The 25,252-nt window shown below is 73.2% G+C and carries 23 protein-coding genes and 1 pseudogene; 13 read left to right on the forward strand and 11 right to left on the reverse strand.

What is annotated here, in order from left to right; translation table 11 throughout:
- Positions 1-5: 5 nt before the first annotated feature.
- Complete coding sequence (locus tag PS271_RS19525) at positions 6-422, reverse strand: Fur family transcriptional regulator (protein ID WP_398383350.1); 417 nt, start codon at positions 420-422, stop codon at positions 6-8.
- A gap of 188 nt (positions 423-610) precedes the next feature.
- Here PS271_RS19525 and PS271_RS19530 point away from each other — a divergent pair, with 188 nt between their 5' ends.
- Positions 611-2,101, forward strand: coding sequence for a catalase (locus PS271_RS19530; RefSeq protein WP_398383352.1), 1,491 nt, complete (start codon positions 611-613; stop codon positions 2,099-2,101).
- Between the two features lie 99 nt (positions 2,102-2,200).
- Here PS271_RS19530 and PS271_RS19535 read toward each other — a convergent pair whose 3' ends face one another.
- Positions 2,201-2,617 (reverse strand): CBS domain-containing protein, encoded by a 417-nt coding sequence (locus PS271_RS19535; RefSeq protein ID WP_398383353.1) that lies wholly within the window; start codon positions 2,615-2,617, stop codon positions 2,201-2,203.
- Positions 2,618-2,813: 196 nt separating this feature from the next.
- Positions 2,814-3,620, reverse strand: a complete 807-nt coding sequence (gene hisN / locus PS271_RS19540; protein ID WP_398383354.1) for a histidinol-phosphatase — start codon at positions 3,618-3,620, stop codon at positions 2,814-2,816.
- Between the two features lie 126 nt (positions 3,621-3,746).
- Here hisN and PS271_RS19545 point away from each other — a divergent pair, with 126 nt between their 5' ends.
- Positions 3,747-4,424, forward strand: a complete 678-nt coding sequence (locus tag PS271_RS19545; RefSeq protein ID WP_398383355.1) for a TetR/AcrR family transcriptional regulator — start codon at positions 3,747-3,749, stop codon at positions 4,422-4,424.
- 19 nt (positions 4,425-4,443) lie between these two features.
- Here PS271_RS19545 and PS271_RS19550 read toward each other — a convergent pair whose 3' ends face one another.
- Positions 4,444-6,159, reverse strand: coding sequence for an ABC transporter family substrate-binding protein (locus PS271_RS19550; RefSeq protein WP_398383356.1), 1,716 nt, complete (start codon positions 6,157-6,159; stop codon positions 4,444-4,446).
- Between the two features lie 165 nt (positions 6,160-6,324).
- On the opposite strand from PS271_RS19550, the gene PS271_RS19555 reads away from it, so the two are divergent.
- From PS271_RS19555 to PS271_RS19565, 3 genes are read left to right on the forward strand one after another with little or no spacing between them, the layout of a single operon-like run.
- Positions 6,325-7,308, forward strand: a complete 984-nt coding sequence (locus tag PS271_RS19555) for an ABC transporter permease (RefSeq protein WP_398383357.1) — start codon at positions 6,325-6,327, stop codon at positions 7,306-7,308.
- A gap of 15 nt (positions 7,309-7,323) precedes the next feature.
- Positions 7,324-8,283, forward strand: a complete 960-nt coding sequence (locus PS271_RS19560; RefSeq protein WP_398383359.1) for an ABC transporter permease — start codon at positions 7,324-7,326, stop codon at positions 8,281-8,283.
- Positions 8,280-10,334, forward strand: coding sequence for an ABC transporter ATP-binding protein (locus PS271_RS19565; RefSeq protein WP_398383360.1), 2,055 nt, complete (start codon positions 8,280-8,282; stop codon positions 10,332-10,334). Before PS271_RS19560 ends, PS271_RS19565 begins: the two co-directional genes overlap by 4 nt.
- A 234-nt stretch (positions 10,335-10,568) precedes the next feature.
- Here PS271_RS19565 and PS271_RS19570 read toward each other — a convergent pair whose 3' ends face one another.
- From PS271_RS19570 to PS271_RS19585, 4 genes are all read right to left on the reverse strand, one after another.
- Positions 10,569-10,892 (reverse strand): DMT family transporter, encoded by a 324-nt coding sequence (locus tag PS271_RS19570; protein ID WP_030366234.1) that lies wholly within the window; start codon positions 10,890-10,892, stop codon positions 10,569-10,571.
- A gap of 88 nt (positions 10,893-10,980) precedes the next feature.
- The gene (rsgA, locus tag PS271_RS19575; RefSeq protein ID WP_398383362.1) at positions 10,981-11,988 is read right to left on the reverse strand and encodes a ribosome small subunit-dependent GTPase A; all 1,008 of its coding nucleotides are present in this window, start codon (positions 11,986-11,988) and stop codon (positions 10,981-10,983) included.
- A gap of 29 nt (positions 11,989-12,017) precedes the next feature.
- Positions 12,018-13,388: a 3-phosphoshikimate 1-carboxyvinyltransferase gene (aroA, locus tag PS271_RS19580; protein WP_398383364.1), complete on the reverse strand. Its 1,371-nt coding sequence runs from the start codon at positions 13,386-13,388 to the stop codon at positions 12,018-12,020.
- A 149-nt stretch (positions 13,389-13,537) separates the two neighbouring features.
- The gene (locus PS271_RS19585) at positions 13,538-14,305 is read right to left on the reverse strand and encodes a M50 family metallopeptidase (RefSeq protein ID WP_398383366.1); all 768 of its coding nucleotides are present in this window, start codon (positions 14,303-14,305) and stop codon (positions 13,538-13,540) included.
- Between the two features lie 41 nt (positions 14,306-14,346).
- Between PS271_RS19585 and PS271_RS19590 the strand changes: the two genes are divergently transcribed.
- From PS271_RS19590 to def, 8 genes and pseudogenes are all read left to right on the forward strand, one after another.
- Complete coding sequence (locus PS271_RS19590) at positions 14,347-15,177, forward strand: SOS response-associated peptidase (RefSeq protein ID WP_398383368.1); 831 nt, start codon at positions 14,347-14,349, stop codon at positions 15,175-15,177.
- Between the two features lie 43 nt (positions 15,178-15,220).
- Positions 15,221-15,856 (forward strand): alpha/beta hydrolase family protein, encoded by a 636-nt coding sequence (locus tag PS271_RS19595; RefSeq protein ID WP_398383369.1) that lies wholly within the window; start codon positions 15,221-15,223, stop codon positions 15,854-15,856.
- Positions 15,857-16,312: 456 nt separating this feature from the next.
- Positions 16,313-16,948: pseudogene (locus PS271_RS19600) on the forward strand (sigma-70 family RNA polymerase sigma factor); the annotation flags it as partial.
- Positions 16,945-17,379 (forward strand): mycothiol system anti-sigma-R factor, encoded by a 435-nt coding sequence (gene rsrA, locus PS271_RS19605; RefSeq protein WP_398383371.1) that lies wholly within the window; start codon positions 16,945-16,947, stop codon positions 17,377-17,379. The pseudogene PS271_RS19600 and the gene rsrA, both read left to right, overlap by 4 nt.
- Positions 17,380-17,701: 322 nt before the next feature.
- Positions 17,702-19,057, forward strand: a complete 1,356-nt coding sequence (locus PS271_RS19610) for an HD-GYP domain-containing protein (RefSeq protein ID WP_398383373.1) — start codon at positions 17,702-17,704, stop codon at positions 19,055-19,057.
- On the forward strand, positions 19,054-20,304 hold the full coding sequence (locus PS271_RS19615) for an HD-GYP domain-containing protein (protein WP_398383375.1): 1,251 nt from the start codon (positions 19,054-19,056) through the stop codon (positions 20,302-20,304). Before PS271_RS19610 ends, PS271_RS19615 begins: the two co-directional genes overlap by 4 nt.
- A gap of 279 nt (positions 20,305-20,583) precedes the next feature.
- Positions 20,584-21,570, forward strand: a complete 987-nt coding sequence (locus PS271_RS19620; protein ID WP_120753988.1) for a tetratricopeptide repeat protein — start codon at positions 20,584-20,586, stop codon at positions 21,568-21,570.
- 90 nt (positions 21,571-21,660) lie between these two features.
- Positions 21,661-22,299 carry a peptide deformylase gene (gene def / locus PS271_RS19625; RefSeq protein WP_398383376.1) on the forward strand — a complete coding sequence of 213 codons (639 nt, stop codon included), beginning with the start codon at positions 21,661-21,663 and terminating at the stop codon, positions 22,297-22,299.
- 49 nt (positions 22,300-22,348) lie between these two features.
- Here def and PS271_RS19630 read toward each other — a convergent pair whose 3' ends face one another.
- The 3 genes from PS271_RS19630 to PS271_RS19640 all read right to left on the reverse strand — a co-directional run bounded on the left by PS271_RS19630 (position 22,349) and on the right by PS271_RS19640 (position 25,103).
- On the reverse strand, positions 22,349-22,777 hold the full coding sequence (locus PS271_RS19630; RefSeq protein ID WP_398383378.1) for a YciI family protein: 429 nt from the start codon (positions 22,775-22,777) through the stop codon (positions 22,349-22,351).
- Between the two features lie 140 nt (positions 22,778-22,917).
- The gene (locus PS271_RS19635; RefSeq protein ID WP_398383380.1) at positions 22,918-24,438 is read right to left on the reverse strand and encodes a SulP family inorganic anion transporter; all 1,521 of its coding nucleotides are present in this window, start codon (positions 24,436-24,438) and stop codon (positions 22,918-22,920) included.
- Positions 24,439-24,494: 56 nt separating this feature from the next.
- Positions 24,495-25,103 carry a carbonic anhydrase gene (locus PS271_RS19640; protein WP_398383382.1) on the reverse strand — a complete coding sequence of 203 codons (609 nt, stop codon included), beginning with the start codon at positions 25,101-25,103 and terminating at the stop codon, positions 24,495-24,497.
- Positions 25,104-25,252 lie beyond the last annotated feature (149 nt).

Consider the following 25,252-nt stretch of genomic DNA (forward strand, 5'->3'; position numbering starts at 1 on the left):
CTTCGTCATGCCGCGGAGCAGCCCGGGCACAGGCCGCGGTAGGTGACCTCGACCGCCGCCACCTGGAAGCCGAAGCGCTCCTCGGCGGGCAGCCCGGCCAGCAGGTCGCCCATGGGGTGGACGTCCCGGATGGTGCCGCACCGCGAGCACACCAGGTGCTGGTGCGCGTGGTGGGCGTTGGGGTCGTAGCGCTTGGCGCGCCCGTCCGTGCTCACTTCCATGATCTCGCCCAGCGAGACCAGCTCCCCGAGCGTGTTGTACACCGTCGCGCGCGAGATCTCCGGCAGCAGTTCGGCAGCCCTGGCGTGCACCTCGTCCGCGGTGTAGTGCACGTGGTCCCCGTCGAGGACCTCGGCGACGACGCGTCGCTGCGCGGTCAGCCGCCAGCCGCGTCCCCGGAGCCGTTCCAGCAGGTCACTCATGCCATTCACCTATCAGTCAGATAGGACCAGCGTAGCAGCGGCCCTCGTCCACGATTGGATCTCATATCTATGTCACATTCATCTTGACTTAGACATTGTCTAATGTAGGATCGAGCTCGGCTCAGGCCAAGCGACCGGCTCAAAAGACCGGTCGACCGGTCCGGGCCGAGTGACGGACGAGATGACGGATGACGGAGGCACACGTGCCGGTTCAGGGCGAGGACATCTACACGACGGGCCCGCTGACCACGGAGTCCGGAGCTCCGGTCGCGGACAACCAGAACGGTGAGACCGCGGGCGCCGGCGGCCCCGTCCTGATCCAGGACCAGTCGCTGATCGAGAAGCTCGCGCACTTCAACCGCGAGCGCATCCCGGAGCGCGTGGTGCACGCCCGCGGCGCCGGTGCGTACGGCACGTTCACCGTGACCGCCGACGTCACCCGGTACACCCGGGCCGCGTTCCTCTCCGAGGTGGGCAAGCAGACCGAGACGTTCCTGCGGTTCTCGACCGTCGCCGGCAGCCTCGGCTCCGCCGACACGGTGCGCGACCCCCGCGGCTTCTCCCTCAAGTTCTACACCGAAGAGGGCAATTACGACCTCGTCGGCAACAACACCCCGGTGTTCTTCATCAGGGACGCCATCAAGTTCCCCGACTTCATCCACACCCAGAAGCGCGACCCGTACACCGGCTCGCAGGAGGCGGACAACGTCTGGGACTTCTGGGGTCTCTCCCCGGAGGCCACCCACCAGGTGACCTGGCTGTTCGGCGACCGCGGCATCCCCGCCTCGTACCGCCACATGAACGGCTACGGCTCGCACACCTTCCAGTGGAACAACGCCGCCGGCGAGACCTTCTGGGTCAAGTACCACTTCAAGACCGACCAGGGCGTCAAGAGCCTCACCCAGGCCGAGGGCGACCGGATCGCCGGCACGGACCCGGACTTCCACCAGCGCGACCTGCGCGAGGCCATCGAGCGCGGCGACTTCCCGACCTGGACCGTCCAGGTGCAGATCATGCCGGCGGACGAGGCGGCCCACTACCGCTTCAACCCGTTCGACCTCACCAAGGTGTGGCCGCACGAGGACTACCCGCCGATCGAGATCGGGAAGCTGGAGCTCAACCGCAACCCCGACAACATCTTCGCCGAGGTGGAGCAGGCGATCTTCTCGCCGGCGCACTTCGTGCCGGGCATCGGCCCGTCCCCCGACAAGATGCTCCAGGGCCGGCTCTTCGCCTACGGCGACGCCCACCGCTACCGCGTCGGCATCAACGCCGACCACCTGCCGGTCAACCGCCCCCACGCCACCGTGGCCCGCACCTACGGCCGCGACGGCTACGCCTACGACGGCCGCCACGGCCGGGCCAAGAACTACGAGCCCAACAGCTTCGGCGGCCCGCAGCAGACCGGGGCCGCGCTGTGGCAGTCCACCGCGGTGAGCGGGGTCACCGGCACGCACGAGGCGCCCTCGCACGCCGAGGACAACGACTTCGTCCAGGCGGGCAACCTCTACCGGCTCATGTCGGAGGAGGAGAAGGACCGTCTGATCGCCAACCTCGCGGGCTTCATCGCGAAGGTCTCGCGTGACGAGATCGCCGAGCGGGCCATCAACAACTTCCGCCAGGCGGACGAGGACTACGGCAAGCGGCTCGACGCCGCGGTCCAGGCACTGCGCGGCTGACAAGCCACTGGACGCTTGCCGTAACACCGGAGAGGCCGGACGCCGATGGGCTCCGGCCTCTCCGGCTGCCCGGGCCCCGGACGGGGCCCGGGCAGCCGGTCAGCCCGCCAGCGCCCCGGCGCCCTGACGGGTCTCGCGGGCCCTGGCCCGCACCCAGCAGCCGATGATGTCCCGTACCGACACCACCCCCACCGGCCCGTGGCTGTCGAGGACGATCAGGTGCCGGAAGCCGCCGCGCGACATGGCCGCGGCGGCCTCGTCGAGGGTCCACTCCGGGGCCGCGAAGACGACGTCCGTCGTGGTGTGCGCGTGGGCCGTCTCCCGGTCCGGGTCCTGCCCGGCGCCCACCGAGTTGAGGATGTCCCGCTCGGTGAGGATGCCGAGCCCGCTGGTATCGGGATCGAGGACGACCGCGGCCCCTATCCTGCGCGCGGACATCAGCCGGGCCGCCTGGCGGAGGGTGTGGGCGGGGCCGATGGTGAGGACCACCGTGCTCATGGCGTCGCGGACGAGCATGGCTGGAGCCACCTCCTTGGTGGACCGTGAACCTCCAGAAGGGATTCACAAGTTCACAAGCGTGGGTCCTTCATCGTCACACGACACGGCCCGCCCAACAAGGGGCGCGTGGGGCCGTAACCGCGCTCGGGGGCGCCGCCGTGCTCGCCCCGGCCCGCTCCGGGCGTGCCGGGGCCGGGAGCCGGCCCCGTACGCGCTACGTCCGGAGGTAGCCCAGCAGTTCGTCGTGGAGCAGGCCGTTGGACGCCGCGGCGTTGCCGCTGTGCGGGCCGGGGCGGCCGTCCAGGCCCGTGAAGCGGCCGCCGGCCTCCTCCACGATGACCACGTTCGCCGCCATGTCCCACAGCGACAGCTCCGGCTCGGCGCAGATGTCCACCGATCCCTCGGCGACCATCATGTACGGCCAGAAGTCGCCGTAGCCGCGGGTCCGCCAGCAGTCGCGCGTGAGGTCGAGGAAGCCCGGCAGCAGGCCGCGCTCCTCCCAGCCGCCGAGCGAGGAGTACGCGAAGGACGCGTCCTCGATGCGGCCCACCCGCGACACGTTCAGGCGGGTCGCCGACGTCAGGCTGCGGCCGGTGTACGCGCCCGAGCCCCGGGCGGCCCACCACCGGCGGCCCAGCGCCGGTGCCGACACCACGCCCACGACGGGCTCGAAACCGACCGATCCGCCCTGCTCGACCTGCACCATGAGCGAGATCAGGGTGGCCCAGACCGGCACGCCGCGCACATAGTTCTTGGTGCCGTCGATGGGGTCGATCACCCAGCGGCGCGGGCCCGTGCCCTCGCTGCCGAACTCCTCGCCCAGCACCGCGTCGCGCGGCCGCGCACGCTGCAGATGACCGCGGATCAGCTCCTCGGCGGCCTTGTCCGCCTCGCTCACCGGGGTCATGTCCGGTTTGGTCTCGACCTTCAGGTCGAGGGCCTTGAACCGGTCCATGGTGGTCGCGTCTGCGGCATCCGCGAGGACGTGGGCCAGACGCAGATCATCGTGGTAGTCGGACATGGCTGAACAGTACCTGTGGCATCCGCTTCGGGCCTCGCGGCCCGCCCACGGCTCTTGACACCGTATGGCGGCACGTCAATTCTGTGGCCACAGCCGTAGTGCGGCCGTACGGCCGGGGAGGCGACCATGCCCGCGGCACGAGAGCTCTTGCTGGACGCGGCCTTCGCGGCGCTGCGCAGCCGGCCCTGGAACGGGGTCCGGATGGTGGATGTCGCGGCCGCGGCCGGGGTGTCCCGGCAGACGCTCTACAACGAGTTCGGCAGCAAGGACGGCCTGGCCAGGGCCCTGGTGCGGCGGGAGGCGGAGGCCTTCCTGGCCGGCGTCGAACGGGCCCTGGCGGCCGCGCCCGCCACCACCGCCCCGGCCGCCGCGGGTTCCGCCGCCGGCGCCGATGCCGGGGCCCGCTGCGCGGCCGCCGCCTGCTGGATCCTGCGCACGGCCCGGGCCAACCCCCTCGTGCGGGCCGCGCTCACCGGCTGCCGCGGGGACCGGCTGCCGGTCGCCGCGGCCCCCGCGCCGCCGGTGCCGCGCGGCCCGTTCGCCCCGGCCGCGCCGCGCTCCGCGCCCGGCGCCGCGGCCCTCACCGAGGCCGTACGGGAGCGGACCGTCCGCGCCGTCTCCGGCACGGCGGGGGAGCGGGTGCCGGAGGCCGTGCAGTGGGCCTGCGAGGCGGCCGTACGGCTGACGTTGTCCTTCGTCGTCGCCCCGGGCGCGTCGGACGAGGAGGCCGCCGCGCAAGTCGCCCGTCTGGTCCGCACCCTTGTGGGCGAGCACGACGCGGCAGGGCCCCGTACGGAGCAGTGAGTCCGCCCGCGGGCACCGGCTATTTCAGCCAGCCGATCCGGACGCTGTTCTCGTCGCCCAGCCCCGGCGCCCCGGTGTTGGCCAGGCCCTTGCGGATCGCGAGGATCTGCGGGCGCTGGTAGAGCGGCACGGAGTGGCCGAGCTCCCAGAGCTTCGCGTCGGCCTCGTTGTACAGCGCGATCTGCTTCCCCGCGTCCGTGGTCCGGGACGCCTCCACCAGCAGCTTGTCGACCTCGGGCGACGAGACCCGGCCGTAGTTGTTGAAGGCGTTGTCGCCGTCCGGCTGCCGGTAGTCCTGGTAGGAGCTGGAGCGGTAGATCCGGTCGACCTGGCGGAACTGCGTGAGGTCGTAGTTGCCCCGGTGCACGTACCGGTCGAAGTAGTCGTCGCCCGGGACCTTGCGCAGGTCGACCTTGACGCCGATCTCGCCGAGCATCTGCTGGGTGAGCTTGGCCTGGTCCTCGGCGAGCGCGATCGCGTCGGCGGGCATCACGTACTCCAGGACCAGCTGCTTGCCGTCCTTCGTCCGCGGCTTCCCCGCGCCCTCGTCCTTCCAGCCCGCCTCGTCCAGCAGCTTCTTCGCCCGGGCGACGTCGCGCTTGCCGAAGGCGCCCGCGTTGTCCTGGTAGCCCTCCTGGTTCGGCATGAAGAAGTGGTTGTTGACGAGCTTCGGCCGGAACGGCAGGTCCTTGCCCGCGACCTTCGCCAGCGCCTCGCGGTCCACGCCGAGCGTCACCGCCCGGCGCGCCCTGACGTCCTGGAGCGGCCCGCGGGCGCCGTTCAGGCTGAGGGTGACCTGGTCCCAGCGGGCGCCGATGCGGAAGTCGGTGTCCTTGTCGCCCTTGAGGCGCTGGTAGTCCTCGGGGGCGGAGGCCGGCGCGTCGTCGATCTCCTTGTTGAGGTAGGCGTCGGTGCGGGCCTTGCTGTCCATCGCCCAGAAGATGTACTTGTCGAGCTTCGGCTTCTCGCCCCACCAGGCGGGGTCCGGCACGAGCGTGATGGTCTTGGCGGTCTTGTCGTACAAGCCGGCCTTCCAGGCGTTGCCGGTCACCGGGACCTGCCCGGCCCAGCCCTTGTTGAAGCTGTCCGGGGTGGCGTTGAGGGAGGCCGGGAGCAGCGGGTCGAAGAGCATCTGCCAGTCGGCGAACGGGGTCGCGAACGTGACCCGCACCTCGTGCTCGTCCTTGCCCTGCTCGACCTTGGTGATCTGGTCGTAGCCGCTGGTGGAGGCGGTCTGGAAGCCCTTGTCCTTGCCGTTCAGCGCCTTCCACTGCGCCTCGAAGTCGGCGACGCCCAGCGGCTTGCCGTCCGACCACTTCGCCTTCGGGTTGAGCTCGTACGACACCACCTGCGGGTCGGTGGAGACGACCTTGGCGGAGGCCAGGAAGTCGGGGTTGGCGTGCGGGACGCCCTTGGCGTCGAAGGTGAACAGGTCGGGCTCGACGAGGGCGGTGATCGCCGAGGCGTCGCCCTGGGTGCCGTCCGTCTGGTTGGGGTTGTACTGGTTGATCCACTGCTGGATCGAGACCTTGTGGACGCCGCCCTGCTTCAGGTCCTCCACCGGGTGGGGGTTGAGGTCCTGGACGCCGGCCGCCGGGGCCGCCTTGCCCTGGCCGCCGCCGTCCGCGTCCTCGGACCCGCTGCCGCAGGCGGTGACCATCAGCGCGGCGGAGACGACCGCCGCGGCGAGGGCGGCGGCTCTGAGGGGTCTGACCGGTCCGGCGGGCCTGATCATGGCGGATTTCCTCTCCTCGGGACGGACGGCCCGGTCACCGTAAGCACGCCTCTCCCGCCCCAACAGGCCCGTACGGCAAAGCGTTCACAGCATTTATCACGCCGGACACATGAGCGAAACAGAAAGAAACCGAACGGTAGGTTCCGCCGGATAGATTCACGCCTTGTGCTCGCCTACCTGACGAAACGACTCGGCTACTACGCCCTGCTGCTGGCCGTCGCCGTCTTCCTGTCGTACGTGCTCTCGTCGCTGGCGCTCTCCCCGCGCGGCTACTTCGAAGGCCGCCAACCGCCGCCGCCCGCCGAGTCGGTGGAGGCCCAGCTCACCGCGCTCGGGATCAACGACCACACGCCACTGCTGGAACGCTTCGGCACCTGGGCCTCGCACGCCGTGCGCGGCGACTTCGGGAGGACCATCGACAGCAGCAGCGTGGGCGAGGAGTTCGGCCGCCGCATCGGCGTCAGCCTGCGGCTGCTGCTCGCGGGCACCCTCCTCGGCACCGTGGCGGGCATCCTCGCCGGCGCCTGGGGCGCGCTCCGGCAGTACCGGTTCTCCGATCGCGCGGTCACCGTCTTCGCGTTCCTGCTGCTCTCCACGCCCACCTTCCTCCTCGCCGTCCTCCTCAAGCTCGGCGCCATGAAGGCCAACCAGGCCGCGGGCACCGAACTGATCTCCTTCACCGGCGAGAAGACACCGGGCCTGACCGGCGGGGCCGGCACCCTCCTCGGCGACCGCGCGGCCCACCTCCTGCTGCCCACCCTCTCCATCGCGCTCGGCACCGCCGCCGCGTACAGCCGCTACCAGCGCGGCACCATGCTCGACGTCCTCGGCTCGGACTTCCTGCGCACCGCGCGGGCGAAGGGGCTCACCCACCGCAGGGCCGTCCTCACCCACGGCCTGCGCACCGCGCTCGTGCCCATGTCCACGTTCTTCGCCTACGGGTTCCTCGCCCTCTTCACGGGCGCCGCCTTCACGGAGAAGATCTTCGGCTGGCACGGCATGGGCTCCTGGTTCATCGACGCCATCGGCAAGAGCGACGTCAACTCCGTCGTCGCGGTGAACGTGTTCGCCGCCGTCATGGTGCTGCTCTCCGGCTTCCTGGCCGACGTCCTCCACGCCGCGCTCGACCCGCGCGTCCGCACCAGCTGAGCGAGGCACCCCGCCATGACCACCACCGCCACCCAGCCCGCCCCGCCGCCCGCCGCCGGGCCGCCCGCGGCAACCGCTCCGCCCGCCGCCCGCGGCCGGGGACGCGTCGCCCTGCGCCGCTTCGCCGCCGGCCGCAACGCCGTGGCCGGCGCCGCCGTCCTTCTGCTGCTCTTCCTGCTCGCCTTCGTGGGCCCCTTCTTCACCCACTGGAGCCACACCGACATCGACTACAGCGCCCTGCGCGAGGCGCCCTCCGCCGACCACTGGTGGGGCACCAACCGCATCGGCCAGGACGTCTACGCCCAAGTCCTCCACGGCTTGCAGAAATCCCTGCTCATCGGGCTGCTCACCGCGCTGACCGCGACCGTCCTCGCCTCCGTCGTCGGCGCCTGCGCGGGCTACTTCGGCGGCTGGACCGACCGGATCATGACCTTCTTCATCGACCTGCTCCTGGTCTTCCCCGCCTTCCTGATCATCGCGATCGTCTCGCCCCGGCTGCGCGACAGCGGCTGGATCGTCTTCGTCGCGCTCCTCGCCGTCTTCGGCTGGATGATCACCGCGCGCGTGGTGCGGTCCATGACCCGCTCCCTCCGGGAACGCGAATTCGTGCGCGCGGCCCAGCTCATGGGCGTGCACCCGCTGCGCATCATCGTGCGCCACATCCTCCCCAACGTCTCCTCCTTCCTCATCGTCGACGCCACCATCGCCGTCGGCGGCGCCGTCATGAGCGAGACCGGCCTGTCCTACTTCGGCTTCGGCGTGCAGCCCCCCGACGTCTCCCTCGGCACCCTCATCGCCGACGGCTCCGACGCCGCCCTCACCTACCCGTGGATGTTCTTCTTCGCCGCCGGGCTCCTCGTGGTCTTCGTCCTCGCCGTCAACTTCCTCGGCGACGGCCTGCGCGACGCCCTCGACCCCACCTCCGGCCACCCTCGCACCAGGCGCCGCCCGCGCCGGAACGGAAACCAGCCATGACCGCGCCGCCCGCCGACGTGAGCACCCCGGCACGTACGGACGCCGCCCTGGCCGTACGCGGTCTGCACGTCGGCTTCGACGGACCCGCCGGTCCCGTGCCCGCCGTCCGCGGCGTCGACCTCACCCTGCGCCGCGGCGAAGTCCTCGGCCTCGTCGGCGAGTCCGGCTCCGGCAAGTCCACCGTCGCCCTCGCCGCGATGGGTCTGCTGCCGCGCACCGCCCGCGTCCGCGGCTCCGTCCTGGCCGGCGGCACCGAGATGCTCGGCGCGGGGGAGAAGGCGCTGTCCCGGCTGCGCGGGCGCCGCATCGCGATGGTCTTCCAGGACCCGCTCTCCGCGCTCACCCCCGTCCACCGCGTCGGCGACCAGATCGCCGAGGCCGTCCGCACCCACCAGGACGTGAGCCGCGACCACGCCCGGCGGCGCGCCGTCGAACTCCTCGACCTCGTCGGCATCCCCGACCCCGGCCGGCGCGCCCGCGCCTACCCGCACGAGTTCTCCGGCGGCATGCGCCAGCGCGCGATGATCGCCATGGCCGTCGCCAACGACCCCGACGTCCTCCTCGCCGACGAGCCCACCACCGCCCTCGACGTCACCGTGCAGGCCCAGATCCTCGACGTCCTGCGCACCGCGCAGCGCGAGACCGGTGCCGCGCTGCTGCTCGTCAGCCACGACCTCGGCGTGATCGCCGGAATGGCCGACCGGGTCGCCGTCATGTACGCGGGGCGCGTCGTGGAGAGCGCGCCCGCGGACGAGCTGTTCGCCGCGCCGCGCATGCCGTACACCATCGGACTGCTCGGCGCCGTGCCCCGCCCGGACACCGACGGGCGCCCCCTCACCCCCGTGCCCGGCTCGCCGCCGGACCTGCGGCTGCTGACCGGGGGATGCCCGTTCGCGCCGCGCTGCCCGCTCGCGGACGCGGCCTGCGAGGCGGACGAGCCCGCGCTCGCCGGGCCCGGCGAGCACGTCGCCGCGTGCGTGAAGACGCCCGGGCCGGATCCGTACCCGGTGCCGGAGCCCGTGCCTCCGGCCCGTACGGGCGTGTCCCGCGACGACCTGCCGTCCGTCCTGCGCGTCCAGGGGCTCGCCAAGACCTTCCCCGTCTTCAAGGGTGCCGCCTTCCGCCGCCGCGTCGGCAGCGTGTTCGCCGTCGACGGCGTCGACCTGGACATCCGGCGCGGGGAGACGCTGGGGCTCGTCGGCGAGTCCGGCTCCGGCAAGTCCACCGCCCTGATGGAGATCCTGCGGCTCGCCCGGCCCGAGGCGGGGGAGATCGAGCTCCTCGGCCGGCCCGTCGCCGGGCTCACCAAGCGCGAGGCGCACGCCCTGCGCGGCTCCGTGCAGATCGTGTTCCAGGACCCCATGGCGAGCCTCGACCCGCGCATGCCGGTCGGCGAGATCGTCGCCGAACCGCTGCGGGCCCAGGGGCGCGGCCGGGCCGCCGTGGCCGGGCGCGTCCCGGAGCTCCTGGAGCTCGTCGGCCTGGAGGCGGGGCACGCGGACCGCTTCCCGCACGAGTTCTCCGGCGGGCAGCGGCAGCGGATCGGCATCGCGCGGGCGCTCGCCGTCGAGCCGGAACTGCTCGTCCTCGACGAGCCGGTGTCCGCGCTGGACGTGTCCGTCCAGGCCGGCGTGCTCAACCTGCTCCAGCGCCTCAAGCACGAACTGGGGCTCGCCTACCTGTTCGTGTCGCACGACCTGGCCGTCGTGCGGCACATCGCGGACCGGGTGAGCGTCATGTACCTCGGGCGCACCGTCGAATCCGGCCCCGCCGGGGAGGTGTTCGCCCGGCCCCGGCACCCGTACACGCAGGCGCTGCTGTCGGCCGTCCCGGTGCCGGATCCCTTGCGGGAGCGCGCCCGCGAACGGATCCTGCTGGCGGGCGACCCGCCGAGTCCCGTCGTACGGGACGAGGGGTGCCGGTTCCGGGGGCGGTGCGGTGTGTACGCGGGGCTGGGCGGGGAGGCCGCGGCCCGGTGCGAGGGGACGCGGCCCGCGCCGCGGGCGTTCGGCGCGGGCCACGTGGCGGCGTGCCACTTCGCGCAGGCGTAGCGGGCTCGGGCAGGCACGGCACCGCCGGAAGCCGGCGCTGTGGCTGATCGCCGTTGCGGCGGAGGTGAGAGGCTGGGCCTCTCGGATCTGCTCGCCATGGGGCCGGCGTGCCAAGCCCTCAGGCTCGGCCGCCGAAGAACTCCCCGCCGCAACGGCGCTGTACCACCGCAGTGAGAGTCCGGCGGAATGGTCGTCGCCGAAGTGGGACGTGCGTGGCGGTCCGCCCGGGGCGGGTCAGTGTGCCGAGCCCGACAACTGCAAACCCATGACCCCCAGGATCACCAGGCCGATCGACACCAGCTTCAGCGTCGACACCAGGTCGCCCAGGAACACCATGCCGTAGATCGCCGTCCCGGCCGCGCCGATGCCCGTCCACACGGCGTAGGCCGGGCCCACGTCCAGCTTCTTCAGGGAGAGCGTCAGCAGGCCGAAGCTGCCGAGGGCGAAGCACGCGAAGGCGATCGTCGGCCAGAGCCGGGTGAAACCGTGGGAGAGCTTGAGACAGACCGCGAAGCCGGTTTCCAGCAGTCCGGCGACCACGACCAGCAGCCACGCCATCAGTTTGCCTCCCGCGTCTCGGTGACCGCCGTCCGTCCCGGTGTGCTTGATGCCCTTGCCACTGGCGGTCACCCGCAAACGTAGGCGATCAATCGCCTTCGCGCCGCTCCCGCGTGGAAAGCAGCCGCCGCAGCGAGTACAGCCGCTGCGGATCGGCGTGGCCGTCGGCGACCCACGCGTCCAGCGCGCACTCCGGCTCGTCGTGGCTGCACGCGCGCGGGCAGCCCTCGGTGCCCGGCTCCAGGTCGGGGAAGGCGTGGATGACGCGCGAGGGGTCGATGTGGTTCAGGCCGAAGGAGCGCACGCCCGGAGTGTCGATGACCCAGCCCGAACCGGTCGGCAGCGGCAGGGCCAGCGCGGACGTGGTGGTGTGCCGGCCGCGGCCGGTGACGGCGTTGACGTGGCCGGTGGCCCGCTGCCGGTCCGGGACGAGGGCGTTGACCAGGGTGGTCTTGCCGACGCCGGAGTGGCCGACGAACGCGGTGATCCGGTCCGTCAGCTCCTCGCGGACCCGGTCGGCGGCCCCGCCGTCCGCGAGCTCCTCGCGGCTGGTGACCACGTAGCGCACGCCGAGCGCGCCGTAGGACTCCAGGAGCTTGTCCGGCGAGGCGAGGTCCGACTTCGTCAGGACGAGCAGCGGCTCCAGGCCCGCGTCGAAGGCCGCGACGAGGCAGCGGTCGATGAGCCGGGGCCGCGGCTCGGGGTCGGCGAGGGCGGTGACGATCGCGAGCTGGTCGGCGTTGGCGACCACCACGCGCTCGTACGGATCGTCGTCGTCGGCGGTGCGGCGCAGCACCGACGAGCGCTCCTCGACCCGCACGATGCGCGCGAGGGTGTCCTTGGCGCCGCTGAGATCCCCGACGACGGCGACCCGGTCACCGACCACGACCCCCTTGCGGCCCAGCTCACGGGCCTTCATCGCCATCACGATCCGGTCCTCGACCAGGCAGGTCAGCCGGCCGCGGTCGACGGTCAGGACGAAGCCCTCGGCCGCGTCCTCGTGCTTGGGGCGGATGTTGGTGCGGGGGCGGTTGCCCTTGCGGTTGGGGCGGACGCGGACGTCGTCCTCGTCGGGGTTCTTGCCGTAGCGGCGCATTGCTGACTTACCTGGCTTTCCCGGATCTCTCAGACTCTCGGCGCCGTCGCCGCCCCCGCGACGGTGCCCAGCATCCCGGCCCACAGCTCCGGGAAGTCGGGCAGGGTCTTGGCGGTGGTCGCGACGTTCTCCACCTGGACGCCGTCGACGGCGAGGCCGATGACGGCGGCCGCGGTGGCGAGCCGGTGGTCCTCGTAGGTGTGGAAGACGCCGCCGTGCAGGGGACGCGGGCTGATGCGCAGCCCGTCCTCGGTCTCGGTGACGTCGCCGCCGAGCTCGTTGATCTCCTTGGCCAGGGCGGCCAGCCGGTCCGTCTCGTGCAGCCGCAGGTGGGCGATGCCGCGCAGGACGGACTCGGAGTCGGCGAGCGCCGCGACGGCGGCGATCACCGGGGTGAGCTCGCCGACCTCGTGCAGGTCGGCGTCGATGCCCGTGATGCGGCCGGTGCCGGTGAAGGTCAGGCCGGCCTCGGTCAGCTCGCAGGAGCCGCCCATGGCGGTGAAGATCTCCCGCAGGGCGTCGCCGGGCTGGGTGGTGCGCTTCGGCCAGTCGGGGATGGTGACCCGGCCGCCGGTGATCAGGGCGGCGGCCAGGAACGGCGCCGCGTTGGACAGGTCCGGCTCCACGACGACGTCGCGGCCCAGCAGGGCGCTGGGGGAGACCCGCCACACGTTCGGCTCGCCGCCGGACTCGGGGGTGTCCACCTGCGCGCCGGCCTGGCGCAGCATGTCGACCGTCATCCGGATGTGCGGCATCGACGGCAGGACGGAGCCGGTGTGCCGGACCTCGACGCCCTGGTTGAAGCGCGGCCCGGACAGCAGCAGCGCGCTGACGAACTGCGAGGAGGACGAGGCGTCGATCTCGACGGTGCCGCCCTCCAGGGCGCCCCCGCCGTGCACGGTCAGCGGCAGGGCCCCGCGCTCGTTGTCGTCTATGCGGGCGCCCAGGGCGCGCAGCGCGTCGATCACGCCGTGCAGGGGGCGCTCGTAGCTGCGCGGGTCGCCGTCGAAGCGGATCGGGCCGTCGGCGAGGCTCGCCACGGGCGGCAGGAAGCGCATCACGGTGCCGGCGTTGCCGACGTCGACGGTGGCGGGGCCGCGCAGCCGGGCCGGGATCACCCGCCACGCCTCGCCGGAGCCGGCCGTCCCTTCCGCGTCGGTGGAGCTGGAGGAGACCGTCTCCTCGATGCCGACGCCCATGGCGCGCAGCGCCTCGGCCATCAGCAGGGTGTCGCGGGACCGCAGCGGACGGCGCAGCCAGCCGGGCTCGGAGGCGAGCGCGGCCAGCACCAGGGCGCGGTTGGTGACCGACTTGGAACCGGGCACGGTCACGGTTGCGTCGACCGCTCCTGTGGCGACGGGGGCGGGCCAGAGGTCGGTGTGCGCGGGGTTCTCGGTCATGCCTTTACCTTACTGACGTTCTCCCCGTGGTCCCGTCCCCGAAGTGCTCAGGCCTGAGGTCGCGCCTCGTGCCGTGTCAGGTCGGGCCTCCCTGCCCCATGGGCCCGGAGCCCGGAGCGGTCGCCGTAGGCCGGGGCGGTCCTCCCGCGTCACAGCCCGAGCAGCCAGCGCCCGCCGCCCGTCAGCGCGCACAGCGAGATCACATGGAAGAAAACCAGCCACACGACGGCCGGCAGGTTGGTGAGCCGGGCGAGCTGGTCCGCGTCCGAGTCGGGGGCGCCCCCGCCCGCCCGTCGCCCGACCACCACCCCTGATCGAGGCGCTGCCGCGCCGCCCCACTGCTTTCGCTTGCTCTGGAGCTCGAAGGCCGGCCGCACCCCGCCGAGCAGCAGGAACCACACCACCCCGTACGCGAACAGCGCCTGCACCGCCGGCCCCGCCAGCCAGGAGACCAGCACGAACAGCGAGCCGGAGAGCACCACCGTCAGCACCCCGTAGGCGTTGCGGATCATCAGCAGCATCGCGGCCAGCAGCGCCGTCGCGAGCCACAGCAGCGCGGTGATGTGGCCGGCGGCCAGCAGCCACGCGCCGCCGAGGCCCAGCAGCGACGCCGCGGGGTAGCCGGCGGCCGCGGTGAGGATCATGCCGATGCCCGTGGGCTTGCCGCGCGACACCGTCAGCCCGGAGGTGTCCGAGTGCAGCCGGATGCCCTCCAGCCGCCGCCCGGCCAGCAGGGCCACCAGCCCGTGGCCGCCCTCGTGGGCGATGGTGACGGCGTTGCGGGTCACCAGCCATATGCCGCGCGGGGCCACCGCCGCGAGCGCGACGAGCCCGGTGGCGGCCACGAGCCACACGGACGGTGCGGGCTGGGTCCCCACCACGCGGTCCCACAGGGCGGTGGCTTCGGTGCTGTCCATTTGTGCGCGGCTCCTCGTGGGTCCGTGGCAGGGTGGCCAATATGTGTGGTCGATATGCGGCGAGCCGTAAGCCCGAGGATCTCGTGGGGCTCTTCGGCGTCGAGAAGTGGGAGCCGTCCGAGGCCCTCGCCCCGGACTGGAACGTGGCCCCGACGAAGAGCGTGTACGCGGTGCTCGAGCGTCCCCTGAAAGACGCAGCAGACCAGCGTCCGGTTCGCCAGCTGCGGGTCCTGCGCTGGGGCCTCGTGCCGTCGTGGGCGAAATCCCCCGAGGGCGCCGCCAAGATGATCAACGCCCGGTCGGAGACGGTCCACGAGAAGCCGTCCTACCGCAGGGCCTTCGAGGCGCGCCGCTGCCTCATACCCGCCGACGGCTACTACGAGTGGGTCACGGGCGCGGCGGAGCGCGAGCTGGAGGAGAAGGGCCGCAAGAAGCGCCCCCGCAAGCAGCCCTATTTCGTCACCCCGGTCGACGGGTCGGTCATGGCGATGGCCGGGCTGTACGAGTTCTGGCGCGACCCCACCCTGCCGCCCGACCACCCCCAGGCCTGGTGGGCCACCTGCACGGTCCTCACGACGGAGGCCGAGCACGAGCCCTTCGCCCTCCCCGAGGGCGGCGCGGCGCCGGAGGGCGGGCCGCACTCCCTGGCCGAGATCCACCCGCGGATGCCGCTCGTGCTGCCGCCGGACCGGTGGGCCGCCTGGCTCGACCCCGCCCGCACCGGCACCGAGGAGCTGCGGGCCCTGCTGGCCGCGCCGCCCGCCGGGTCCGTACGCGCCTACCCCGTCACGACGGCGGTCAGCGACGTGCGCAACAACGGGCCGGAGCTCGTGGAGGAGCTGGAGGCGCCGGAGGAGGCGACGCTGTTCTGACCGCGTCCCCTCTTGCGCGGCGCGGGTGGACGATGATGGACCGGTGATCGAGACCGTTCCCACCCCCGCCGGAGACGCCCGCATCCACTGGCACCCGGCCCCCCGCGCCCGCCTCGTGCTCGCCCTGGGCCACGGCGCCGGCGGCGGCATCGAGGCCCGCGACCTCCAGGCCCTCGCCGCCGCGCTGCCCGCGCACGGCGTCACCGTGGCCCTGGTGGAGCAGCCCTGGCGGGTCGCCGGCAAGAAGGTCGCCCCCGCGCCGAAGACCCTGGACGCGGCGTGGACCGCGCTGTGGCCGGCGCTGCGGAAGCCCGGCCCGCCGGTCGTGGCGGGCGGGCGCAGCGCGGGCGCCCGCGTCGCCTGCCGCACGGCGGCCGGCCTCGGTGCCGCCGCCGTGCTCGCCCTGAGCTTCCCGCTGCACCCGCCGGGCAAGCCGGAGAAGTCCCGCGCGGACGAGCTGCTCGGCGCGGCCGGCGCAGGGCTGCCCACGCTCGTGGTCCAGGGCGCGAAGGACCCGTTCGGCCGCCCCGAGGAGTTCCCGTCCGGGACGCACCTGGTGCCCGTGCCGCACGGCGACCACGGCTTCGCCGTGCCGAAGAAGGCGGACGTCGGGCAGGAGGAGGCGCTGGCCGGGCTCGCCGGCGCGGTCGTGGAGTGGCTGGACGGCATCGGCGGCTGACCGGCCCGCGCGCGAGCGACCGGCGCCCGCCTCTTTTCGGAATTCCAAATTCCGGAAGTCCTGTTGAATTCCGGAGGATTCCGGGAATGCGGCGTGCCCCGGCGATGTTGTGCCAGTCGTCATCAGCCACTGGCCGACCGAGAATGGGGAGCTCGCCGCATGGGTTCGATCACGTGCCTGTCCCGCCCGCAGACCGCTGACCTGGGATGGTCCGCACTGCATGTGGCGCAGCCCGCCCCGTCCGGAGCGGCGGACGGGCGGGATCGTCGTCTATTCTCCGATTCGAGCGGGTCCGCATCCGGTCCCGCCGTCGTGTTGGAGGAGGTGGGTCCGGTCACTGGGACCGACGAGGGGACCGAAGACACCGGGGCCACGGGCATGAGCGCCATCGAGAACGCCGCCAAGGGCGCCGCCGCGAACACCGCTGCGGAGAATGCCGTGGACGCCACGGCCGGCGCGGCGGAGAGCGTTGCCGAGCGCAACGCCCGTTTCGAGCGGGACGCCCTCACCTTCCTCGACCAGATGTACTCCGCCGCCCTGCGGATGACGCGGAACCCCGCCGACGCGGAGGACCTGGTGCAGGAGACCTACGCCAAGGCGTACGCGTCCTTCCACCAGTTCCGGGACGGCACGAACCTCAAGGCGTGGCTGTACCGCATCCTGACCAACACCTTCATCAACTCCTACCGCAAGAAGCAGCGCGAGCCGCTGCGCAGCGCGTCGGAGGAGATCGAGGACTGGCAGCTGGCCCGCGCCGAGTCGCACATGTCGACCGGCCTGCGCTCCGCCGAGTCCCAGGCCCTGGACCACCTCCCGGACTCCGATGTCAAGGAGGCCCTCCAGGCCATCCCCGAGGAATTCCGGATAGCGGTCTACCTCGCGGACGTCGAGGGCTTTGCGTACAAGGAGATCGCGGACATCATGGGTACGCCCATCGGCACGGTCATGTCCCGGCTCCACCGGGGCCGCCGCCAGCTGCGCGGAATGCTGGAGGACTACGCCCGTGAGCGGGGTCTCGTCCCCGCCGGGGCGGCCCCTGCTGCGCCGAACGGCTCCGACGAGTCGCACAACCGGAAAGGCTCGGACTCATGAGCTGCGGAGACCCGCACGAGACGGACTGCTCCGAGGTTCTCGACCACCTCTACGAGTTCCTCGACCACGAGATGCCCGCCGGGGACTGCGCCAAGTTCGAGGTGCACATCGACGAGTGCTCCCCGTGCCTGGAGAAGTACGGCCTGGAACAGGCCGTGAAGAAGCTGGTCAAGCGCTGCTGCGGCCATGACGACGTGCCGGCCGACCTGCGGTCGAAGGTGATGGGCCGGATCGAGCTCATCCGCTCCGGGCAGTCGGTGCCCGACCAGGACGTCGTGGCCGAGGCCCGGGCGGCGGAGGCCGCCGCGCGTACGGCCAAGGGCGCCGGGAGCGGGCCGGGCGCGTCAGGCACGCCGGGCACCAAGAGCACCCGCAGCGCGTCGGGCGGCCCCGCGCGGCCGGGCCCGCTGGGCGCCACGACGCAGGAGTAGGGCGGGCCCCGCGCCCGCGCCGCGGTGATCCGGCCCGCGGCCGCAGACGTGCGGCGAGACGTAGCGCGCCCGCGTTGTTATCCGGCTCATCCGGCTCATCCGGCTCACCCCGGCCCGGCCTCATGCGCCCCTGCCGGCGCAACGGCCTTATACGGCCCGGCCCGCCCATGCCGTCCGGCGCCGATAATCACCCGAACGTGTGCATCTGGTCGGTTCGCGCGGGGCAATCCCTGAATGCGACGATCCCCGGCTCCGCCGGACCCTATTCTCCCCTTCCTGACGGCAAGCATGTCGGCACCTCACGGGACGGGGAGGACGCACCATGGGGGCACTACCGGCGGCAGCGCGTCTGTGCGTGCTGTGCGCCGTCCTCGCCGCCGTCGCGTGCGCCGCCCCGGCCCTCCGGGCCGGACCCGGCGTCCCCTGGTGCGCCGTGGGCCTCCTGGCCGCGGTCTGCGCCGTCTGCGAGCGCCTGCCCCGCCGCACCCTGACCCTGCCGGTCCTGCTCGCGGGGGCGTTCCTGCTGCCGCCCGCCGCCGCGGGCCTCGTGGCGGTGCCGGGCGCGCTCGTCGGCCGGGTCGAGCAGCGCTCCGCGTGGGTCCGGCGGCTGTGGCATGCCGCCCAGCTCTCCCTGGCCTCCTGCGCCGCCTCCCACGTCTTCGCCCTCGCCGCCCCGGCCGTGTGCACCGAGACCGGCCTCTCCCCGCTCGCCCCCGAGGACTTCCCCGCCGCCCTGCCGCCCGCCCTCGCCGCGGCCCTCGTCCTCTCCCTCGTGGCCGCCGCCCTCGACGGCGCCGTCCGCGTCGCCGCCGAGCGCCGCCGCCCGCGCGCCGCCTGGAGCGGCCTCCTGCTGCCCGGCCCGCTGCTGCCGGCCCTCGTGCACGGCCCCACCGGCCTGCTCACCGCCGCCCTGTGGCACAGCGCCTACGGCCCGCCCGCGGCCCTGCTCGTCCTGCTGCCGATGTCCGTCTCCTCCTGGTTCCTGGACCGCTGCGAGCGCGAGCGCGCCGCCCACCAGGCCACCATCCGGGCGCTGGTCCAGGCCGTCGACCTCAAGGACCGCTACACCCGCGGCCACAGCGAGCGCGTCGGGCGCGCCTCCGTGCTCATCGGACGCGAGCTCGGCATGGCCGGCGAGCGGCTGGAGGCGCTGCGCTTCGCCGGCATCCTGCACGACGTCGGCAAACTCGGCGTCCCCACCCGCCTGTTGCGCAAGGACGGCCCGCTCACCCCGGAGGAGCGGCGCGTCATCGAGCTGCACCCGGAGTACGGGCACGAGATGGTGCGCGGCATCGGCTTCCTCGACGAGGCGCGGGCCGCGATCCTCCACCACCACGAACGCCTGGACGGCAGCGGCTATCCGTACGGCCTGATGGGGCATCAGATCCCGTTCTTCGCCAGGGTCGTCGCCGTCGCCGACGCCTTCGACGCCATGACCTCCACGCGCAGTTACAGCCGGGCCCGGCCCGTAGCGGCCGCGCTCGCCGAACTCCGGCGCTGCGCGGGAAGCCAGTTCGACCCTCGCATGGTTGCCGCCCTGTGCGCGGCCCTCGACCGTCACGGATGGCATTCGACAGTGACCTCGGAGGCTACGGAGAGTGCAACTCCGCCCAGCGGAAACGTCCCTTCATCCCGCCGGCCGGTCACCGGGGCCGGCCAACCGGGGGGTGAGGGGTGACGGGGCGCCCTGACGGACTCCTGGTACGGAGCGTGCACGCCGCGGCCGTCGCGCTCGCCCTCGCCGCCCTGGCCCGCACCGCCTGGCACGGCGTCGCCCAGCCCGGCGTCGCCCTCGCCTACGGCCTCCTCATCGCCGTCGGCGAAGCCGCCCGGCGCCGCCGCCCCACCGCCGGCCCCGGCGACCGCCAGACCGCGCCCGTAGGAGCCGCCGGAGCCCTCTCGTACGCCCTGCTCGGCGAGATCGGCGGGCAGCCCACCGCGCACGGCGCCCCGCAGGTCGTCGCCGTGGTGCTCGCCGCCACCCTCGTGGGCGCGACCGGCCGCCCGCCCGCGCGCGACCACCTCGCGCGCCGCCTGCTCACCACGGCCTTCGCCGCCGTCTGCTTCCAGCCCCTGCACCACTCCGGCGCCCTCGACCACTGGCCCGGCCACGGCCCCGCCTACGCCTTCCTCCTGCTCCTCGTGCTCGCCCTGACCACCCTCTTCGACGCCGTCCTCGCCGCGACGCTCACCCGGGCCCGTACGGGCGGCCCCTACGGCACCGCCCTGCGCGACGAACTGCGGGCCCTCGCCGGCATCGGCACCGCGATCTGCGCCACCGGCGTCGTCATGGCCCTCGCCGTGGGCGTCGCCGGGCTGTGGGCCCTGCCCGTCTTCTGCCTGCCCCTGCTCCTCACCCAGCTCTCCTTCCACCGCTACACCGCCGTGCGGGCCACGTACCACCAGACCATCGCCTCCCTCGCCCGCTCCACGGAGATCGCCGGCCACACCCCGCCCGGGCACGCCCGGCGCGTCGCCGCCCTCAGCCGCGCCACCGGACGCGAGCTCGGCCTGTCCGAGACCGGACTCACCGTTCTGGAGTACGCCGCACTCATGCACGACATCGGTCAGCTCTCCCTCCTCGACCCGGTGCCCGCCGGGGCCACCGAGCCCCTGCCGCCCGAGCAGCGCCGCCGCATCGCCCTCCTCGGCGGGGCCGTCGTCCGCCGCACCGGCGTCCCCTCCGACGTCGCCGTCGTGGTCGAGCGCCAGGCCGACCCGTACCGCGAGCAGCCGCTCGCCGCCCGCGTCGTCCGCACGGTCAACGCCTACGAGGACCTCGTCGGCCGGACCGGCTGCGGCCCGCTGTGCGCCCTGGAGCGCCTCCGGCTCGACACGGCCCACGAACACGACCCGCGGGTGGTGGCGGCCCTGGCCGGAGTGCTCGCGCGCGGGGGCGGGCCGGGGGCGCCCGAGCAGAGGTAAGAGTCCGGTCAAAGCGGGAGTACCGCGGTGAACCCACGGGTAATGAGCGGGCGTCCAAAGGGGCATGGTTGGATGCGAAGAGGAGAGCAGAGGAGAGAAGGCGGGAAAAACCGCGGAGACGACGGGGGGCGTCGGGCGCGTCGCCGCCTCCGGCACGGAGGTGTGACGGGCGCGACTTCCCGGAGAGAGTGAGATGTGGCAGGTTGTCGTCAGGGAGGACGGCGGCCTTCACCTGGGTCATCCGGCGTGGTCGCACGCAGAAACCGGCAGGCGGGAATCGTGAGGATCTTCGGCAAGGTACGGCACCGGCCTTCCGCCTCGTGGCGGCAGGCCACCGACCGTGCCTTCACGCTCATCGGCGACGGCCGGTACGAGGACGCGGGCGCGCTCCTGACCCGCGCGGCCGACATGGAGCCCTGGCTCTCCGAGTCGTGGTTCAACCTGGCGCTGCTGCACAAGTTCCGCCACGACTGGGAGCAGGCCCGCGCCGCCGGGCTGCGCGCCGTGGCCCTCCTGGACCGCGAGGCCGGCGCCCCGGACTGGTGGAACGTGGGCATCGCCGCCACGGCCCTGCAGGACTGGCCGCTGGCCCGCCGCGCCTGGCAGGCGTACGGCCTGCGCGTGCCCGGCGAGGGCACCCCGGCCGGCGAGCCCGTCGGCATGGAGCTCGGCAGCGCCGCCGTCAGACTCTCGCCCGAGGGCGAGGCGGAGGTCGTCTGGGGGCGCCGGCTCGACCCGGCCCGGATGGAGGTCCTCTCCATCCCGCTGCCCTCCTCGGGCCGCCGCTGGGGCGAGGTCGTGCTGCACGACGGCGTCCCGCACGGCGAGCGCGTCACCGCCGCCGGGCCCTCCTACCCCGTCTTCGACGAGATCGAGCTGTGGGCCCCCTCGCCCGTGCCCACCTGGGTCGTCCTCCTGGAGGCCGCCACCGAGGCCGACCGGGACGCCCTGGAGCGGCTCGCCGCCGACGCGGGCTTCGCCGCCGAGGACTGGTCCTCCTCCGTGCGGCTCCTGTGCCGCACGTGCTCGGAGAGCCGCATGCCCAGCGACGAGGGCAACGGCGAGCACCTCGACCCCCACGACCACAGCGAGCCCGGCCACCCCGGCCCCCTCGGCCACCGCACGGCCGGCTCCGGCTCCCTGTGGGTGCCCGAGCGCGAGTGCGGCATCGCCGCCCCCGCCGGGCTGGTGCGGGGCCTGCTGGACGGCTGGGTGGCGGACAGCCCGGACAGCCGGGAGTGGCGCGACCTGGAAGAGGTCTGCTGAGCACTTCCGAGGACTCCCGGCGCCGCGGGCGGGGACCCGTACCCTGTACAGGACATCCATTGGGGTTTTGAGAGAGGCACAACGGCGGACATGTCGCAGCAGTCGCAGCAAGAGACCGACCAGCCGGTGGACGGCGAGTTCATCGTGGACACCGAGGACTGCGAGGCGCGCGAGCTCGCACACCGCGAGCGCGGCACGTCCCGCCCGATCACCGTCGTCGGCAACCCCGTCCTGCACCGCGAGTGCAAGGACGTCACCTCCTTCGACGACGAGCTCGCGCAGCTGATCGACGACATGTTCGCGAGCCAGCACACCGCGGAGGGCGTCGGCCTCGCCGCCAACCAGATCGGCGTCGACCTCAAGGTCTTCGTCTACGACTGCATGGACGACGAGGGCGTGCGCCACGTGGGCGCCGTGTGCAACCCCGTCCTGGAGGACCTGCCGGCCGACCGCCGGATCCTGGACGACTCCAACGAGGGCTGCCTCTCCGTCCCCACCGCCTACGCCGCCCTCGCCCGCCCCGACTACGCCTCCGTCCGCGGCCAGGACGCCCAGGGCAACCCCATCCGCGTCCAGGGCACCGGCTACTTCGCCCGCTGCCTCCAGCACGAGACCGACCACCTCTACGGCCGGCTCTACATCGACCGCCTCTCCAAGCGCGACCGCAAGGACGCGCTGCGGCAGATGGAAGAGGGCACGCCGCGGTACCCGGTCGTCGCGAACGACTGACCGTGCGCGGGGGTCTCCGGCACCGCCGGAGACCCCTCACACACCCGCCCTACGGCCGGTTCTTCCGCTCCAGCTCGTCACGCAGCGCCTCCTCGCGCGCCGCGTCCTGCGGGGGGAGGACCTCCGGCGGGAAGTCCGACGGCTCGAAGATCCTCCGCACCTCGATCTCGCCGTCCCGGAACGGCACCCGCCGCGCCCACTCCAGCGCCTCGTCCCGGTCCGCCGCCCGGATCACCCAGAACCCGGCGATCAGCTCCTTCGCCCCGGCGAACGGCCCGTCGGTCACCACGGGCCTCCCCCCGGAAAACGACACCCGGGCCCCCTCGGCCGACGCGTGCAGCCCGTCCGCCGCGAGCAGCGCCCCCGACGCGTGCAACTGCTCGTTGTACGCACTCATCTCGGCGATCATCTCCTTGGTCGGCAACTCTCCGGCCTCGGACTCCTCGCTGGCCTTGACGATCATCATGAAGCGGGGCATCACTCGTCTCCCGTCGTTGGGCACCGGACGTGGCCGGGCCCGGCCGGCGCACGACCGGCCGGGCCCGCTCCTTATCTATGCGTTGTACGGGAGGCGTCCAGCTCGACAGAGCGGGTGAATTCCGCCGCCGGGGCCACTGGTCACGACGTCATCTGCGGCACCTTGTGCGCCGCCGGATCCATGGGCTTCAGAAGCACCGGCTCCGTCCCGGCGTCGTTGTGCCGCTCCGCCCAGTTCTCCAGGGCCGTGCGGCACGCGTGGTCCAGGTGCCGGAGGCCGGTCAGGTCGAGCTCTATGGGCTTGTCCTTGGGGAGGGACTCCAGGGTCTCCAGGATCCTGGGCAGGCGCAGGAACGTGGCGTTGCCGGTCACCGTCACGACGAGCCTGCCGCCGGTCAGTTCGCGGGTGGCGACGTGGGCGTGCGAGGTCTCCCACGCCGTCTTCACGACGGCGAGCAGCAGGCCGAGCACCACGCCCTCGAACATGTTGGTCGCGACGATCGCCACGGCCGTGACCCCGAGGACGACGGCCTCGCCGCGGTGCTCGCGCCACAGGGGGCCGAGCTCCTTGACGGGGACGAGCTTGCAGCCCGCGTGGACGAGGACGCCCGCGAGGGCGGCCAGCGGGATGACGCCGATCGCGGCCGGCAGCAGCACCGCGAAGAGCAGCAGCCACAGGCCGTGCAGGATGCGGGAGAGCGAAGTGCGCGCTCCCGCCTGGACGTTGGCGGAGCTGCGGACGATCACCGCGGTCATGGGCAGGGCACCGAGCGCGCCGCACACCGTGTTGCCCACGCCCTGGGCCATGAGCTCCTTGTCGTAGTCGGTGCGGGGGCCGTCGTGCATGCGGTCGACGGCCGCCGCGCTGAACAGGCTCTCCGCCGAGGCGATGAGCGCGAAGGCGAGCACGGTGCCGAGCGCGGCCAGGCTGCCGAGCGCGCCGAGGTCGTCCAAGCCGGGCGGCTGGACGGCATCGACGAGGCCCTGCACCTCCACGTGGGCCACGTCCAGGCCCGCCGCGGCGGTCACCGCCGTGGCCAGCGCGACCGCCGCGAGGGGCGCCGGGACGGCCCGCACCTGCGCCGGGAGCCGCTTCCACAGCACCAGGACGGCGATGGTGCCGGCGCCGACCGCGCAGGCGGTCAGCGCCGCGCGGTCGCCGGCGACGGCGGACAGCAGGCCCGGCAGGCCGGCGATCTTCGCGGGGCCGGAGCCGGGGGCCTTGCGTCCGGCCATCGTGTAGAGCTGGCCGAGGAGCAGGACGAGCCCGATGCCGGTGAGCATGCCCTGGACGACCGCGACGGAGATCGCGCGGAACCACCGCCCGAAGCCCAGTGCGCCGAGGGCGAGTTGGATCAGGCCGGCGGCCAGGACGAGCGCCCCGAGCGCGCCGAGCCCGAACTGCTGGACGGCCTCGTAGACGAGCACCGTCAGGCCCGCGGCGGGTCCGCTGACCTGGAGGCTGCTGCCGGGCAGGGCGCCCACGACCAGGCCGCCGACGATGCCGGTGATCAGGCCGAGTTCGGCGGGGACCCCGGAGGCGACGGCCACGCCCACGCACAAGGGCAGGGCCACCAGGAAGACGACGAGGGAGGCGAGCACCTCACGCCGCACCGCGGCGGCGCTCTTGAGGGACGCGAAGGCTTTGAGGGTTGCGTGCATGGCGGTTGAGGGTTCTTCCTCGTGGTGCGGTCGGGGAACGAGGGGCGCAGGCCGCGTCACAGGGGCCCGAACGGCGTTCGGCCGCCGCGCTCGGGGCGGTGCGCGCTGACGGCCCCGGTGTGCACTTCGTAGTACCAGGCGTGGAGGGACAGGGTGCCCTCGCCGAGGCGTTCCCGTACGCAGGGGTAGGCGCGCAGCCGCTCCAGCTGGGCCACGGCGTGCTGCTGCACGGGCCCGGCGAGATCCGCCGGAGCGTCCGGAGCGGCCCCCCGCACGGGGCCCGGGGCGGCGTGGTCGAGCCAGCCCCGTACGGCCGGGGCGGCGGAGAGGTCGTCGCCCCGGACGAGCGCGCTCACCGCGCCGCAGTGGGAGTGGCCGCACACCACGATGTCGCGGACGCCCAGCACGCGCACCGCGTATTCGATGGTGGCCGTCTCTCCGGCGGGGTGCCCGCTGTGGTACTCGGGGACGATGTTGCCCGCGGTGCGCAGCTCGAAGAGCTCGCCGGGGCGGGCGCCGGTGATGAGGGAGGGGATGACCCGGGAGTCGGAGCAGGTGACGAAGAGGACTTCGGGGCTCTGGCCGGATTCGAAGGCCCGGAAGGCGTCCGCGTGCCGGGCGACGTGCGTGGCGAACGAACGGGCGTTGTCGATGAGTGTCTGCATTTGGTCTGCCTCCTGCGCCCTCCGCTGCGTACGCGGGGCGCGGTGTGGTCGGATCAAGCATTCGGTCAGGCGTTCATGCGTGCTTGCATGCGTTCATGCCGGGCATGCCGTGCCGTTCCCATCGAGTCTGCACGGCTGCCGCGACATTC

This window comes from Streptomyces sp. SCA2-17, assembly GCF_044336695.1.

Coding starts and splice junctions, on each gene's coding strand:
- PS271_RS19525 (WP_398383350.1), bottom strand. CDS start 422: ATGAGTGACCTGCTGGAACGGCTCCGGGGACGCGGCTGGCGGCTGACC.
- PS271_RS19640 (WP_398383382.1), bottom strand. CDS start 25,103: ATGCAGACACTCATCGACAACGCCCGTTCGTTCGCCACGCACGTCGCC.
- PS271_RS19630 (WP_398383378.1), bottom strand. CDS start 22,777: ATGCCCCGCTTCATGATGATCGTCAAGGCCAGCGAGGAGTCCGAGGCC.
- PS271_RS19610 (WP_398383373.1), top strand. CDS start 17,702: ATGGGGGCACTACCGGCGGCAGCGCGTCTGTGCGTGCTGTGCGCCGTC.
- PS271_RS19585 (WP_398383366.1), bottom strand. CDS start 14,305: ATGGACAGCACCGAAGCCACCGCCCTGTGGGACCGCGTGGTGGGGACC.
- hisN (WP_398383354.1), bottom strand. CDS start 3,620: ATGTCCGACTACCACGATGATCTGCGTCTGGCCCACGTCCTCGCGGAT.
- PS271_RS19565 (WP_398383360.1), top strand. CDS start 8,280: ATGACCGCGCCGCCCGCCGACGTGAGCACCCCGGCACGTACGGACGCC.
- rsrA (WP_398383371.1), top strand. CDS start 16,945: ATGAGCTGCGGAGACCCGCACGAGACGGACTGCTCCGAGGTTCTCGAC.
- PS271_RS19530 (WP_398383352.1), top strand. CDS start 611: ATGACGGAGGCACACGTGCCGGTTCAGGGCGAGGACATCTACACGACG.
- PS271_RS19590 (WP_398383368.1), top strand. CDS start 14,347: ATGTGTGGTCGATATGCGGCGAGCCGTAAGCCCGAGGATCTCGTGGGG.
- PS271_RS19635 (WP_398383380.1), bottom strand. CDS start 24,438: ATGCACGCAACCCTCAAAGCCTTCGCGTCCCTCAAGAGCGCCGCCGCG.
- def (WP_398383376.1), top strand. CDS start 21,661: ATGTCGCAGCAGTCGCAGCAAGAGACCGACCAGCCGGTGGACGGCGAG.
- PS271_RS19535 (WP_398383353.1), bottom strand. CDS start 2,617: ATGCTCGTCCGCGACGCCATGAGCACGGTGGTCCTCACCATCGGCCCC.
- aroA (WP_398383364.1), bottom strand. CDS start 13,388: ATGACCGAGAACCCCGCGCACACCGACCTCTGGCCCGCCCCCGTCGCC.
- PS271_RS19545 (WP_398383355.1), top strand. CDS start 3,747: ATGCCCGCGGCACGAGAGCTCTTGCTGGACGCGGCCTTCGCGGCGCTG.
- rsgA (WP_398383362.1), bottom strand. CDS start 11,988: ATGCGCCGCTACGGCAAGAACCCCGACGAGGACGACGTCCGCGTCCGC.
- PS271_RS19570 (WP_030366234.1), bottom strand. CDS start 10,892: ATGGCGTGGCTGCTGGTCGTGGTCGCCGGACTGCTGGAAACCGGCTTC.
- PS271_RS19550 (WP_398383356.1), bottom strand. CDS start 6,159: ATGATCAGGCCCGCCGGACCGGTCAGACCCCTCAGAGCCGCCGCCCTC.
- PS271_RS19560 (WP_398383359.1), top strand. CDS start 7,324: ATGACCACCACCGCCACCCAGCCCGCCCCGCCGCCCGCCGCCGGGCCG.